This is a genomic window from Clostridium sp. TF11-13AC (assembly GCF_003481065.1).
GTDB classification, from domain to species: domain Bacteria; phylum Bacillota; class Clostridia; order Lachnospirales; family Lachnospiraceae; genus Otoolea; species Otoolea fessa.
This window is the reverse complement of sequence record NZ_QUKJ01000001.1, coordinates 630176-643547: the sequence shown is the minus strand read 5'-3', so window position 1 is coordinate 643547 and position 13372 is coordinate 630176. Positions and strand designations below refer to the sequence as shown.

Annotated in this window: 12 protein-coding genes; 6 read left to right on the top strand and 6 right to left on the bottom strand. The window is 43.3% G+C overall.

Annotated elements, in window-relative coordinates; translation table 11 throughout:
- Positions 1-4: 4 nt before the first annotated feature.
- A complete protein-coding gene (locus DXD12_RS02790; protein ID WP_118538223.1) occupies positions 5-700 on the bottom strand; it encodes a polyphosphate polymerase domain-containing protein in 696 nt (231 codons plus the stop codon).
- A gap of 577 nt (positions 701-1277) precedes the next feature.
- On the opposite strand from DXD12_RS02790, the gene cobI reads away from it, so the two are divergent.
- Genes cobI through DXD12_RS02770 form a run of 4 tightly spaced genes read left to right on the top strand, consistent with a single transcriptional unit; the run spans position 1278 to position 4119 of the window.
- A complete protein-coding gene (cobI, locus tag DXD12_RS02785; RefSeq protein ID WP_333549078.1) occupies positions 1278-1973 on the top strand; it encodes a precorrin-2 C(20)-methyltransferase in 696 nt (231 codons plus the stop codon).
- Entirely contained in the window at positions 1966-2808 is an 843-nt protein-coding gene (locus DXD12_RS02780; RefSeq protein ID WP_118491399.1) for an ABC transporter ATP-binding protein, read from the top strand. The genes cobI and DXD12_RS02780 overlap by 8 nt, the downstream gene beginning before the upstream one ends.
- Entirely contained in the window at positions 2799-3542 is a 744-nt protein-coding gene (locus DXD12_RS02775) for an ABC transporter permease (protein WP_233430146.1), read from the top strand. The genes DXD12_RS02780 and DXD12_RS02775 overlap by 10 nt, the downstream gene beginning before the upstream one ends.
- 25 nt (positions 3543-3567) lie before the next feature.
- Entirely contained in the window at positions 3568-4119 is a 552-nt protein-coding gene (locus DXD12_RS02770; protein WP_118467691.1) for a hypothetical protein, read from the top strand.
- A 208-nt stretch (positions 4120-4327) separates the two neighbouring features.
- Here DXD12_RS02770 and DXD12_RS02765 read toward each other — a convergent pair whose 3' ends face one another.
- Entirely contained in the window at positions 4328-6577 is a 2250-nt protein-coding gene (locus DXD12_RS02765) for an alpha-galactosidase (RefSeq protein WP_118556000.1), read from the bottom strand.
- Positions 6578-6760: 183 nt separating this feature from the next.
- The gene (locus tag DXD12_RS02760; protein WP_022359414.1) at positions 6761-7063 is read right to left on the bottom strand and encodes a LysM peptidoglycan-binding domain-containing protein; all 303 of its coding nucleotides are present in this window, start codon (positions 7061-7063) and stop codon (positions 6761-6763) included.
- 978 nt (positions 7064-8041) lie between these two features.
- Here DXD12_RS02760 and DXD12_RS02755 point away from each other — a divergent pair.
- Both DXD12_RS02755 and lexA read left to right on the top strand, forming a co-directional pair.
- The gene (locus DXD12_RS02755; RefSeq protein WP_118637292.1) at positions 8042-8956 is read left to right on the top strand and encodes a hypothetical protein; all 915 of its coding nucleotides are present in this window, start codon (positions 8042-8044) and stop codon (positions 8954-8956) included.
- A gap of 182 nt (positions 8957-9138) precedes the next feature.
- Positions 9139-9756 carry a transcriptional repressor LexA gene (gene lexA / locus DXD12_RS02750; protein ID WP_022359416.1) on the top strand — a complete coding sequence of 206 codons (618 nt, stop codon included), beginning with the start codon at positions 9139-9141 and terminating at the stop codon, positions 9754-9756.
- A gap of 186 nt (positions 9757-9942) precedes the next feature.
- On the opposite strand, the gene fliB is transcribed toward lexA, so the two are convergent.
- From fliB to DXD12_RS02735, 3 genes are all read right to left on the bottom strand, one after another.
- Positions 9943-11097, bottom strand: a complete 1155-nt coding sequence (gene fliB, locus DXD12_RS02745) for a flagellin lysine-N-methylase (protein WP_118637290.1) — start codon at positions 11095-11097, stop codon at positions 9943-9945.
- A complete protein-coding gene (locus DXD12_RS02740; RefSeq protein WP_117795407.1) occupies positions 11085-11780 on the bottom strand; it encodes a TMEM165/GDT1 family protein in 696 nt (231 codons plus the stop codon). The genes fliB and DXD12_RS02740 overlap by 13 nt, the downstream gene beginning before the upstream one ends.
- A 314-nt stretch (positions 11781-12094) precedes the next feature.
- Positions 12095-13369, bottom strand: a complete 1275-nt coding sequence (locus tag DXD12_RS02735) for an amidohydrolase (RefSeq protein WP_118522476.1) — start codon at positions 13367-13369, stop codon at positions 12095-12097.
- Positions 13370-13372: the final 3 nt, after the last annotated feature.

Sequence of the window (13372 nt, the reverse complement as noted above, 5' to 3'; positions counted from 1 at the left end):
CCTCCTAAAACCTGTAGTTACAGCCAACTTGTCTTGCCATACAATATTTGCTCACGGAAAGCTCGCTTTTCTGAACGGGCAGAAGCATATGCTTGATATAGCTTAACAAAAAGCCATTGTATTTTACTTCCAGCACTACAGCAAAAGGCGACATTACACTGTTTAACACCAGATTTCTATCAAACACATTAAAATTCACTTCATTAGCCCGTATTCCGGAATCAAAGGTTATTCGAATAGAGTTTTCTGGCGCGATAAATGCAAATCTGTCATATTCTACAACTGTTTTAGGACGGTATGCCCACATTTCCATAATTGAATAACATTCCTGTCCAAACTCACTGCCACTGTTTAAAAGTACAGAATAATCACCCTCAATGAGAGCCTGCGCTTCCTTTCTGGATAATCTTAATGATCGCTTTCGCTGATATGGTCCCTGCTTCTGCTTCATTTCAAACAGTGCAAAATCCGCATCAGGACTATATACCCGCAAACGAAACTTCCTTCTTAACTCCAGACCATCTTCTTTTTCCTGAAAATCCCGATTTGACAAAGAATCAAAGTACAAAGAACGTACCTGGTAACCATCGGATCCATTATGTAAATCGGTATGAACCACATTTGACAGATAATTCCGGAGTTTTAAAGCTTCTGCCTGATTCAGCAGAAATTTCTTTTCTTCCCGCAGTACATCGCGCACAGTATTATTTCCTCCTGCTTTTGCTTTTTAGTAAATCCAACTCTATAGTATACATCCAAAAAATTTTTCTGTCTAGAATACAACTTCATACTATACAATGACCTCTCAGTTACTATTCAGGGGTTAGCTGGACTTGAGGAAACCGATGGTGTAGACTGATAACAGTCAAAGCCATCGGGTAAGCTCATCTGTATTTGTTTTCCATTTTGGGGAACATATCCAAAATACATTCCACTGACATTAACCCTTTTTGCGGATAACTGCTTTTGGAATTCTTGTAACCCACTTTATTCCACTATTTATGAAATTTCCAAAATGGAGCGATTTGAAAATGTACTTTATTCTGTTTCGAAATAAAGTACATTCTGAAATAAAGTGCATTTTGAAATTTTTGTACTTTATGCTATAATCCTTGTATCTAAGCCATTTATTAACCACTAACTATAAAGTACAAAATTTTTTACTTTTGAAAAAGGCTAATTTCGTACTTTATTAAAAAAGCAAAAAAGGCATCGTACAAAAATTTTAAAAGTTGAACACTTGAATTTCTCACAGTTTTCACAGAAAGGAAATGTTTATGATAAAAGGAACCTTATATGGCGTAGGAGTAGGTCCGGGCGATCCGCGGCTCATGACGTATCTGGCAGTTGACACGATTCAGAAGTGCCCGGTGATTGCGGTACCGGCGGATGGAAAGGAAAATGCAGTTTCCTATAAAATTGCCAGCGGGATCGTGGAAAATCTGGATGAAAAGGAATGCTTAAACCTCACTACTCCGATGACAAAAGATAAAGCTGTTTTAAATGCAGCATACCAGGCTGCCTCGAATCAGATTATAGAGCAGCTGGAACAGGGGAAGGATGTTGCCTGCCTCACGCTCGGAGATCCGACGATTTACAGTACCTATATTTATATCCATCGAATTGTAAAAGCACATGGTTATGCAACTGAAATCATTAATGGCATTCCGTCCTTCTGCGCGGTCAGCGCCAAGCTTCAGGACAGTCTTGTTGACCGCTCAGAACAGCTTCATATTATTCCGTCCACTTATGATATTGAGGCGGCGCTGGAACTTCCAGGTACCAAGGTTCTGATGAAAGCAGCTTCCAAGATGCCGCTTGTCAAGGCGACCCTGAAAGAAAAGCATATGACAGGTATCATGATCGAAAATTGTGGTATGCCAGAGGAGCATATTTATCATAAAATCGATGAAATTCCAGAACGGGCAAGTTATTATTCGATTATTGTCGTGAAGGAAGGGAACCATGATTGAATTAAAGCATCTGACAAAAAAATACGATCATTTTCTGGCGGTCGAGGATCTGAACCTGAAAATTGAGACAGGCGAGTTCTTTGGGCTTTTGGGACCGAATGGTGCCGGAAAAACGACCACCATCGGAATGCTCTCCACTCTCCTGCTTCCGACTTCGGGTGAAATCTGGATCAACGGAGAGCTGCTGACCCGTCAGAAAAACCAGCTGAAACAAAAACTCAGTGTCGTTACGCAGGAATACTCGATGCGTCAGGATATGACGATGAACGAGATTATGGAATATCAGGGACGTCTTTATTATATGCCGATCAAAAAGATTCGGGAGCGGTCAGAGGAATTGCTGGAATTCTGCGGGTTGATCGATTATCGGAAGAGAACCGTCCGAAAGCTTTCCGGAGGCATGAAGCGGAAGCTGATGGTCTGCCGGGCACTTTTAACAGAACCGGAAATCCTTCTTCTGGATGAACCGACTGCAGGGATGGATGCATTTGCCCGCCGTCAGATGTGGAATCTTCTGAAAAAGCTGAATCAGCAAAAGCTTACCATTCTTCTGACAACGCATTATATGGAGGAAGCAGAAACGCTTTGTGACCGTGTCGGCTTTATGTGCGGTGGACGTCTGGAGGAAACAGATGCTCCGGGGCATATGATAGAGACGCTGGGGCGGTATGCGGTTGATGAGACTTCACCAGATGGGCTGAAATCACACTATTTTCATGGAAAGGAGGAGGCAATTCAGTATTTGTCCGCGTCAGAACAGGAAACAGCGCTTCGCAGTACGACATTGGAAGATGTATTTCTGGAGACAATCGGGCAGCAGCTGGAATGCCGGTAAAAATGGGTATTCTTACTGTGTTATGGGAAAAATGGGTAGAATTCCGGCGGGATTTTTATAAAATCACGCTGGCTGCCATGATTGCCCCTCTTTTATATATTCTGGTGTTTGGTCTTGGAATCCAGACCATGTCGCACGGACAATCGTATCTGAACTTTCTGATTCCGGGAGTGGTTGCCCTGACGACCATGAACGGCAGTTTCAATGCTATCGCCCAGAATTTAAACGTCCAGAGATTGTACGAAAAAGCATTTGACCAGGTCATCATCTCTCCTACCCCGCTGTGGCAGTTCATCGCGGGACAGATCATCGGTGGAAGTCTCCGGGGATTATATGCGGGAGCCGTGATTATTCTTCTGATTTTGCCGATCGGAACGGGGCTCTGTTTTAACGGCTGGTCGTTTCTTCTAATGTTTTTAAACGGATCTGTGTTTTCCACAATTGGAGTTGTGGTATCTTTTTATGCCAAAAACCATGCCGATGTGCCGCGCTTTTCGAATTACGTGATTATGCCGATGGCATATCTGTGCAATACATTCTTTTCAGCCCGGAGTATGCCGGATGGTCTGCGCCAGGTGATTGAATATCTGCCGTTATCGCAGACCAGTGCGGCGCTTCGCAGCATCGCCAATCATGAGGCATTTTCTTATACAACGATTGGGATCCTGCTTCTGTATCTGGCGTGTTTTTCGATTGCTGCGTCCTGGTTTCTGTATAAGAAAAAGAATTTATAAACACAGGGTAAGGAGTTTTCTGTCTATGAAAAAAATAGGTTTCATTCTTTTGGGAATCATTTGTATCTTATTTAGCAGCCGGTGGACGTTGACAGCGCAGGCAGGTGCTGGAACGCTGCTTTCCCTGAAGGATGGTGAATATGCCATCGAGGTAACAATGACCGGAGGAAGCGGAAAGGCTTCGATCCAGAGTCCTGCTCTTCTGACGGTGACAGATGGAACGGCATACATATCCATCACATGGAGCAGTTCCAATTATGATTACATGGTGGTAGATAATAGAAAATACGAGAATGAAAGTGCCAAGGACGCAAATTCTCATTTTACGATCCCTGTTTTGGATCTGACAAAAGAACTTACAGTCAGGGCGGATACACTGGCGATGGGAACGCCTCATGAAATCGAATATACCCTTCAATTCAATACTACGTCGATTGCGTCTAAGAGCACACTTCCGCAGGAAGGGGCGAAACGTGTGCTGATGATGGCAGCCGTTATTATTATCGGTGGCGGGATTCTGAATCATATCGTAAATGAACGCCGGAAGCGGGATTATACGGGGAAACGCCGGATTTAAATTAAAGGGATTCGTAACTGTTCAGTACCTTCACAGTCACGCGCAAAAATCCATTAAAAATTGCCTACGGCAATGGGATTTTTGCCTGCTGACCCATGTTTTCGTACGGTCAGCGCAGTAAATGCGCAGACCTACTGAACAGTTACAGGGATTCTTCTTTGAAAACCAGCTTCGGGAGAATCCCTTTTTAATGCTTTTATCTTATTTATTATTCAGCCTGCTTTTGTACATAAAACAGGCGAGAATCAAAGTCGCAGCTCTCTCTTCTACCATCCATATACTGTCCGGAAGAGGCGTCACTGGTAATCAGTCCTAAATTCATCAGTTCGTCACCATAGTGGGTGCTTACGGCACTTTCATGTCCTTCTGTATATTCCGTGACATTGTAAAGATCGGATTCTTCCAGTCCCTGTAAATACAGCCGCGTAAACGGACCATTGGCGACATTCAGTGTCCGGTACCAGCCGACCAGGGCTTCTGTGCGGTCTTCACTGACCGCCATCCATGCAGTGATATTGTTTTCAAACGGACTGGAAAGTCTGTAAAAAGTACCATACTGAATCAGGGACCGGTGCTGTTTCATAAAGGCGGTCTGAATTTTTAATTCAGATAGATCATCTTCTCCGAGCTGTGCCAGATCCAGTTCATAGCCGAAAGTTCCGAAGAACGCGGTATTGGCACGTGTCCAAAGCGGTGTCTGACGATGAAGCTGATGGTTCGGAGAAGCAGATACATGGGATCCCATCGAGCTGATCGGGTAACCATAGGAAGTGCCGTATTGAATCCGCAGGCGTTCAATCGCATCTGTATCATCACTGATCCATCCCTGCGGTGCATAATACAGCATACCTGCATCAAAACGCGCTCCGCCGCTGGCGCACGATTCGAACAGAATGTCCGGAAAGCGTGTTGTCAGCCGCTCATACATCTGATAAACACCCAGAATGTAGCGGTGAAATACTTCTCCCTGCTGTCTGGCGGAAACTCCTCTGCTCCATACATCACTGAGACTTCGGTTCATATCCCACTTAATATAGGAAATGGAGGCGCCTTCCAGAATCGATACAATCTTTTCATAGATGTAATCAAGGATCTCCTGCCTGGAAAAATCCAATACATACTGGTAACGTCCGTGACAAGGCGTTCGCCCTGGAACCTGGAGGATCCAATCAGGATGCGTGCGGAATAAATCGGAATCGGCATTTACCATCTCCGGTTCGATCCAGAGACCAAACTTCATACCGAGCGCTTCTATCTTCTGTGCCAGTCCGGAAAGACCGTTTGGCAAACGGTCACGGTTTGCCTCCCAGTCGCCCAGTCCGGCTTTTGAGCTGCTTCTGGCACCAAACCAGCCGTCATCTAAAACAAACAGCTCTATGCCGCATTTCTGCGCTCTGGAAGCCAGCTGTAGAAGTTTTTCTTCGGTAAAATTGAAGTAAGTTGCCTCCCAGTTATTGATCAAGATTGGGCGCTCGCGATCACGCCAGTACCCCCTTGCCAGTCGGCGCCGATACAGCCGGTGAAAAGTCTGGCTCATGTCGTTAAGTCCCTGAGAGGAGTAAACAAGCACTGCCTCCGGAGTCTGGAAGGTTTCACCAGGGTTCAGCTCCCAGCTAAAGCCAAACGGATTAATTCCTATCATAAGACGGGTGGTTCCATGTGACTCCACTTCTGCCTGAGCCAGAAAATTACCGCTGTAAATCAAGCTGCAGCCAATGGCTTCTCCCTGAAATTCGTCAGCCGAAGGGCGTTTTAAAATAATGAACGGATTCTGCTCATGGGAAGAATGTCCCCGGGTGCTGTCAATCGCCTGAATGCCATACTCAAGCCTGCGTGTGTGGAGTGCGCGCTCTCTCGCCCATGCCCCAGAAAACTGCATCCACTCATAATCGTGGTCAGGAAGATCCAGGCAAAGACTCATCGCGGTCTGAACCTGTACAGAAATGTCTCCCTGATTGGAAATAGAAGCACTTCGGGCAATGACACCGCCCTCGACAAATATTGTATATAAAAGATGCAGCTCCAGATTAGTATGGGTATCTTTTAACGTAATAATAAGAGTTTCAGCTTCCCCGTCCTGTTCAGTATAAGTAGCGGGAAGTCCTGGCAGTTTTGGCTTTCCGGATGTAACCTGATATCCAGTAAATTGAAAATCTGAATAGGTACTTCCATCATTCTGGAGAATCTCTACTGCCGGATGACGGTAATCACCGCTTCCGTAAGTACCGTACTCCAGCTTAATATGTCCAAGTGAAAAGGTGCGATCGTTTTCATAGAGATAAGATGCCATGTCTCTGGGAGCTAATTCAAGAAGGTATGAGAAATCTTCCTTGTCACGAATCTTTTTCCCATAATACAGCTGTCCCATATGTCCGTTTGGAAGAACCATCATGATATAGCTGATGGTCTGGTTATATAAATGAAATATCTTCGATGATTCGTGATATACAATACTCATATCCTTATTTCCTCCTGTTCTTCTGTCGCTTGTCATTTAATCAGATATAGACTGCTTGCTAAACTTTATTCTACCAGAAAATAGATTAAATGAACAGACTACGGACAGGAATATGGAAAATTCTATAAATTTGATTCTGTCTCTGTTATCGGTTGTGTGTACGTGTATGTGAACGGTAACGATTTATTTATAATAACGAATGGTCAGGTAATGCCCTGCGTCAATATGGTCATCCGAAAGACTGTTCATCTGGCGCAGCTCCCGTACATACTCTTCAACTGACTCCTCCGAATCTGCACAATATGTCTGAGCAATGCTCCAGAGCGTATCTCCATCTTTCAGATGAATACTGGTATAGTACTTTTCCGGTCTAGTATCTGCTTCTTCCTCAGCCATCACATACATCAGACTCCGTCCAAAAAAGCCCGAAAGCAGCATGATGAAAACAACAGCTAAAACCATAACACCTTTTTTCAACGTATACATTTGCAATCTTCTCCTCTCGTGTTTTGTTGGAATCGTCTTTTTGTATTCAAATCTGTTCTTAAAGAATGAGAAGAGATTTGAATATTATAAAAATGTCAGGAACATTTGTTCTGTATAGTTACATTATACGATACGAACAAATGTTTGTCAATGGTTTCGAAAGAAAAAAGCAAACATTTGTTCGCAGCTTGCTACTGTTCACGCATACGTGCCCAGTAACGAAATTTTCCGTGTCTTCGCATTTAAATACGGCAAATTTCTGTTGCCACCACCTTTTCTTACGGTATTTTCGGTTTCAAAAGTGCCGTAAGAAAACGCGGCTCTGCTCGTAAGCAGCAGACACCTGCTCCCTATAAAAATCTAAATACTTTAGGTATATAGATTTTTATAGGGAATCATACATATTGCACAAAACTGCGCTGCTATTTCTGGCAAATATAACCACAAAAGTCGATGAAACTATTCGCGAAAGCATCCTTTCACGAATAGTTGATAGTTTCATTCCTATTTTTACTATCAAAATCATAATCTATGTATAACAATAATCATGTATAACATATATATAACATACCACAGAATCAGATTGACGCCATTGTGGTTTCATGATAATCTATATACATAAAATAAAGTATGACGCAATTTGAAATTTCAGTTTAAATCGAACGTTATAAGACTTGGCGCATGATCTTTGCAAAGCACTTCTTTGAAATCAGTTTGATAAGCAGAGTATTATCTCGCGTAACTGTCTACATGAGTATGAACAGTTACCATCTCGCAGCAAGAATGTCAGGGTATTAAATAAACAGGTAACTGTTCAGTACCTTCACAGTCACACGCAAAAATCCATTAAAAATTGCCTACGGCAATGGGATTTTTGCCTGCTGACCCATGTTTTCGTACGGTCAGCGCAGTAAATGCGCAGACCTACTGAATAGTTGCATAAACAGTTACAAAAAAATAGATTGGAGAATATAGAATATGGGAGAAATTAAACAGGCAAACTTTCGAATCGATTCCGATACAGCGGATGCTTTCCGTGCATTTTGCGAACAAAAAGGAATGAACCAGGCCCAGGGCTTTGATCATGTGATGCAGGTGTTTGAGTTAAATCAAGCCAAATCCTCAATCCCGGGGAGAAGTGTCGAGATTGAGGATTTTGAAACCATGGTTAAGTCCATCACCTCCGCATATCTGTATAGCTTGGAATTGAACCAGAATGCAGAAGCCAGAGCACGGGAGGAGTTCTCTTCTGAACTCCAGAGAAAAGAACTGCGCCTCACAGAGTTACAGAAAAAAGTAGAACAACTTCAAGCAGAAAAGAAAAAAATGGATGCGGAGTCCGCTTTGCTGACCAAGCAGGAACAGACACTCACCGAACAGCTAGATTCGCTCAGAAAAGGTGCTGCTGACCAGGAACAGATCAACCAGATGCTGAAGGAGAAACTAGAAGAGGCACAAAATCAGCTGAAGAAAAATGAACATTCAAAAGAATCAGAAGAAATGCTTAAGAATGAGCTTTTGCAATGCAAACAGGAGCTTCATGATACTGTACTTGCTCTCTCTCACTCTCAGAAAGAACAGGAGGTAAAGTCAGAGTCCTATCAGCATGCATCCGATCGGATTCTGGCACTTGAAACTGAAAATAAAGAATTACAGCAGAAACTCACAGAACTTACCCAGGAATTATCAAAACAAAAAGCGGATGCTGATGTGGGTCTTCAGCAATGCAAAGCCCAGGCGGAGCTTACGATGGAGCGTGCACTATTCAAAAAAGAACGGGAAATGCAGGAACTCCTTCGTCAGGCAGACAAAGAAAATGCCCGTCTGGAAGTGCTGCTTGAGCAGGCAAGAGAACAGCTTAAAAAAGAAAACATTGATAAAGACGAACAATAGTTTGCATTTTGCCCGAACATATGTTACTATATATAATATAATAAGGGCTTACTATAGGCCAAACCTTTCAGTGATTCAGCTGCTGGTCCCATCAGGTGGGCGTTCGACTTGTATCCTGCCAGAATCACTGTATATCCGATATTAAAAACATTTTATATACTTCATCGACAGGAGGAATCTATATGGCACAGGGACGTATTACAGATAAACAGAAAGAGATATTGGAATTTATTAAAGCATGCATTTTAAAGAAAGGTTATCCGCCGACGGTACGTGAAATTTGTGAAAAGGTACAGCTTAAATCTACCTCTTCTGTCCACTCTCATCTGGAACAGCTTGAGAAGAACGGATATATTCACCGGGATCCGACGAAACCGAGAGCCATCGAGATCGTTGATGACACCTTTAACCTGTCCCGCCGTGAACTGGTGAATGTACCCCTTATCGGTACTGTAGCAGCCGGTGCGCCGATTCTGGCTGATGAGAATGTGGAGAACTATTTCCCGATTCCGGCAGAACTGCTTCCGAACAGCGAAACTTTTATGCTGAAGGTCCGCGGCAATAGTATGATCGATGTGGGCATCTATGACGGAGATCGTGTTATCGTGGAACAGACCAGTGTCGCAGAGAATGGCGAGATCGTGGTTGCACTCATCGATGATTCAGCTACTGTTAAGCGTTTCTTCAAGGAGAACGGTCACTATCGTCTCCAGCCAGAGAATGCAACCATGGATCCGATTATTGTGGATAAAGTACAGATTCTTGGCAAAGTAATCGGTCTGTTGCGCCTTATGCGGTAACCTCTTGGTTTACTGACGCTTACCTTTTGCTTATTATCATGAAAATGACAGAAGCATTATGTGGCAAAATTTAACTCAAAAGCTCTATGCTATTCGTTGACGTCCGGAGATACGGTACGCTCAATTTTATAGAATAGAGCTTTTTTGTTCGTATGATTCATTTTTGCAATATGCTTCTTTCAGTGATTAAACTGGTGCATACCGATCAAAAAGCCAGTCTTCCAGTGCATTTAAGTTATCATCGGAATGTTCTACTTCCCGGGCATATCTCCAGGAGATTTCTTCCACATCCTTCATGGAAAGTTTCTTTCCATTTTCCAGCCATCGGACCATCAGAAATTCCTGTATCCAGCGAACAGAGAACAATGCCAGTTCCATCTTGGAACAGACCATATCGTCGTAGACAGCCCCGCAAAAATAGGTATAGACAAAAAACATTAAAAGCTGCTCGCCCAGATTTTCCCATTCTTCTTTGTGACTTCCTAAGCTTCCATATGCCTTATGAAATTCTTCGCAAATTTTATGATAGGTTTCCTCACTTCCCTGATACAGCCACTTTTCAGCACCATCCAGCACATCATCCCATTCCGGACGCAGGCGTTCCAGACCGCGTAGTACCTGCAATTCTTCTATCTGGCGTGCCCACCGATGGAGAGATGCTGCATCAATGCCTTTTTCAGCAAGACTTTCTGATACAAATTCCTGAAGTTTTTTTCTCTGATGATGAGCTTCACAGTTTCGCAGAAGTTCATCAATTTCATATTCCTTCTGCTCTTCCACCCGGATCTGATATTGTTCTGTTAGCTGTTCGGATGCCGACATTCGGAGTGTCAGAGGAAGGGATCGATCCTGTAAAATCGAAAACAGAACATCTCTTGTATCTTCCAACTGGGAAAACATCATAAAATCGAATTCTTCAAAATCGTCCTCCAAATCGTCCTCTTCTTCCAGAAAACGGACCGGTTCTTTACAGGAAAGAATGATTCTAGCCGCCTCCGGACAGGACAGGGAAAGAGATAATTCCCGAAGTCCCTCGTATTCTTCCGTATGTCTCGGGTACATCCGGCAGGTATCACAAAGAGAATCTGGTCCCAGTGCTTTATAAAGATCGCAGAGATTTTCTTCATTTAAAAATGCACAGCGCCGATTGTTCTGGTAAAAACATTCTTCATCCCAGTCAATAGAATTGCGTAATCGCGTTCCGAACTCGCTCTTTTCATTTCCATATCGCTCCAGAGAGGCTTCATCAATCACGATCTGCCATCCGGCACAGCAGCTATCTGGACAATCTCCTGCTGTACAGACAAATTTATCATAATAATGTGGTTTTAAATATCGCATTTATTTTCCTTCTTTCTTTTTATATAGATCCAGGCACATAAGGCCGTAAAAATAACAGCCGCAGCAATCCATACCGACCATACCGGAATCGGACAGACTCTTGCGTTCATCATGTTCAGTCCCTGATGAAGTGTGAAAGCACCAAATATGGAAAAAATAACAAATGCCAGTGTATTCAGCAGCCCATCGGGAGTTTTGCTCTTTAAAAGATATCCAACCAGCATTCCGAGAATATCCGCTGCAAAAAGTCCCAGAGAGCATCCAATCCATACAACAAAGGCTGATTTCATGCCTTCATTGGCTCCGAACGTGATGGCTGTAAGCTGAGTCTTATCTCCCAGTTCTGCCACAAAAAATGTACAAAAAACAGCTAAGGGTGCGAACTGAATCTTTGATTTACCGCCCTCCTCCTCTTCTTCTTCATCATCACCGGCAAGAGTCGATGCGGCGAAATACAGAAATGCAAGTGCTGCAATCATCTTAATAAGCCAGTCAGGAATAAATTCACTGACAAGTCCGCCCGCCAGAACCGCAAGACCATTCAGAACAAGAATCGCCGCCGCAGTTCCTAGTATAATATCTCTCAACTTATATTTTGAAGTCAGAGCAATCAGCATAAGCTGGGTTTTATCGCCCATCTCTGCGATAAATTCTGTAAAAAACACTTTAAAAAACAGCATCATTTTTCATTTCCTCCTAGATGTAATGCATGTTCCTTCACCGCTCACTGTCGATTATGATGTCCTCCCTTTTTTGCATCAATGCACAAAAGAAAAACTCATGTATATCAACTGACAGCTATGCATGATACAAAAACTGTCGTCCATCGATATACATGAGTCTCATTATTTAAGATTTGCCAGATTATACAGTTGCTATAATCAGAATGTTGACAAACCACACTTTCGCGCTAACTACTCCCTCATGGAATATTGAATTTACTTGATAAATAGTATCAAATAAAGAATGTGTTGTCAACGGAATTTAACGCTTTTACCTACGATTGTTTCATTCGGGTTATGATCTCATTTGCCCTTTTGTAAACTTCCTTTGGCTCCACCCCAATGAAGAATTTCTGGTCTTCATAGAGGATCTTGCCGTTGATCATGGTCATCTTCACATTCTGTTTGCTTCCGCTGTATACCAGGTTTTTCATCGGGTTGTTGATAGGTTGCATATTCGGCTGGTTCAGATCGATCATAATCAGATCCGCCTTTTTGCCTTCTGCAAGGCAGTCGCAGTCTGTCAGTCCCATTGCTTTTGCACCGCCGGTTACTGCCATTTTCAGAACTTCTTCTGCTGGTACTGCAGATGCATCCCGATCATGAAGTTTTCCCAGTCCCGTCACTAAAAACATTTCCCGGAACATATCCAGGCAGTTGTTGCTGGCTGGTCCATCTGTGCCGATGGCCATATTGACTCCGTGTTTCAAAAATGCCGTAGTGTTGGCGATGCCGCTTGCAAGTTTTGTGTTGGATCCAGGATTGGTTACCGCTGTCAGTCCTTTCCTGCGGAAGAGTTCTATTTCCTCATCGGTAAACCAAATGCAATGATATCCACCGCCCCCATGTTCAAATAAGCCCAGGGAATCCAGATAAGCTGCAGGTGTAGTTCCATGGCGCTGTACACACTCTGCCACTTCCCGTTCTGTTTCTGACATATGAGCAAATACAGGAGCCTTGTAGCGCTGTGACAGCTCGGCAATCTTTTTTAAGAGTTCTTCGGAACAAGTGTATTCTGCATGAAATCCCAGACAATACCTGATCAGCTCATCATATTGGTTGTAGGTATTAAAATCTGCCTCCACTTCCTCCAATGAAGAGGAAAAATCATTGATTCCGCTGACGAGTACACTCCGGAATCCACATTCTACCGATGCTTTAGCCATCATTTCTGTATTCAGATACATATCAAAGCAGGAGGTAATTCCGCTGGTCAGGTATTCCATGATTCCCAGTTTGGAGAGCCAGTAGATATCATCCGGCTGTAATTTTGCTTCCATCGGGAAGATCTGCTTTGTCAGCCAGTCCTGCAGCGGCATATCATCCGCATAGGATCGAAGAAACGTCATGGCTGTGTGCGTATGTGCATTTTTAAAGCCCGGCATGATGAGATTTTTTTCTGCATCGATCTCACGGTCCCACACATTGCCGCATTCCTTATGAGGACCTACATATGTAATAGTGTTCCCTTCGACCCATACCTCTCCGTGGATGATATCCATATTTCCATTCATCGGAAGAATCTGGGCATTATAAAAACGAATATTCATGTT

Coding starts and splice junctions, on each gene's coding strand:
- cobI (WP_333549078.1), top strand. CDS start 1,278: ATGATAAAAGGAACCTTATATGGCGTAGGAGTAGGTCCGGGCGATCCG.
- DXD12_RS02780 (WP_118491399.1), top strand. CDS start 1,966: ATGATTGAATTAAAGCATCTGACAAAAAAATACGATCATTTTCTGGCG.
- DXD12_RS02775 (WP_233430146.1), top strand. CDS start 2,799: ATGCCGGTAAAAATGGGTATTCTTACTGTGTTATGGGAAAAATGGGTA.
- DXD12_RS02770 (WP_118467691.1), top strand. CDS start 3,568: ATGAAAAAAATAGGTTTCATTCTTTTGGGAATCATTTGTATCTTATTT.
- DXD12_RS02765 (WP_118556000.1), bottom strand. CDS start 6,577: ATGAGTATTGTATATCACGAATCATCGAAGATATTTCATTTATATAAC.
- DXD12_RS02760 (WP_022359414.1), bottom strand. CDS start 7,063: ATGTATACGTTGAAAAAAGGTGTTATGGTTTTAGCTGTTGTTTTCATC.
- DXD12_RS02755 (WP_118637292.1), top strand. CDS start 8,042: ATGGGAGAAATTAAACAGGCAAACTTTCGAATCGATTCCGATACAGCG.
- lexA (WP_022359416.1), top strand. CDS start 9,139: ATGGCACAGGGACGTATTACAGATAAACAGAAAGAGATATTGGAATTT.
- fliB (WP_118637290.1), bottom strand. CDS start 11,097: ATGCGATATTTAAAACCACATTATTATGATAAATTTGTCTGTACAGCA.
- DXD12_RS02740 (WP_117795407.1), bottom strand. CDS start 11,780: ATGATGCTGTTTTTTAAAGTGTTTTTTACAGAATTTATCGCAGAGATG.
- DXD12_RS02735 (WP_118522476.1), bottom strand. CDS start 13,369: ATGAATATTCGTTTTTATAATGCCCAGATTCTTCCGATGAATGGAAAT.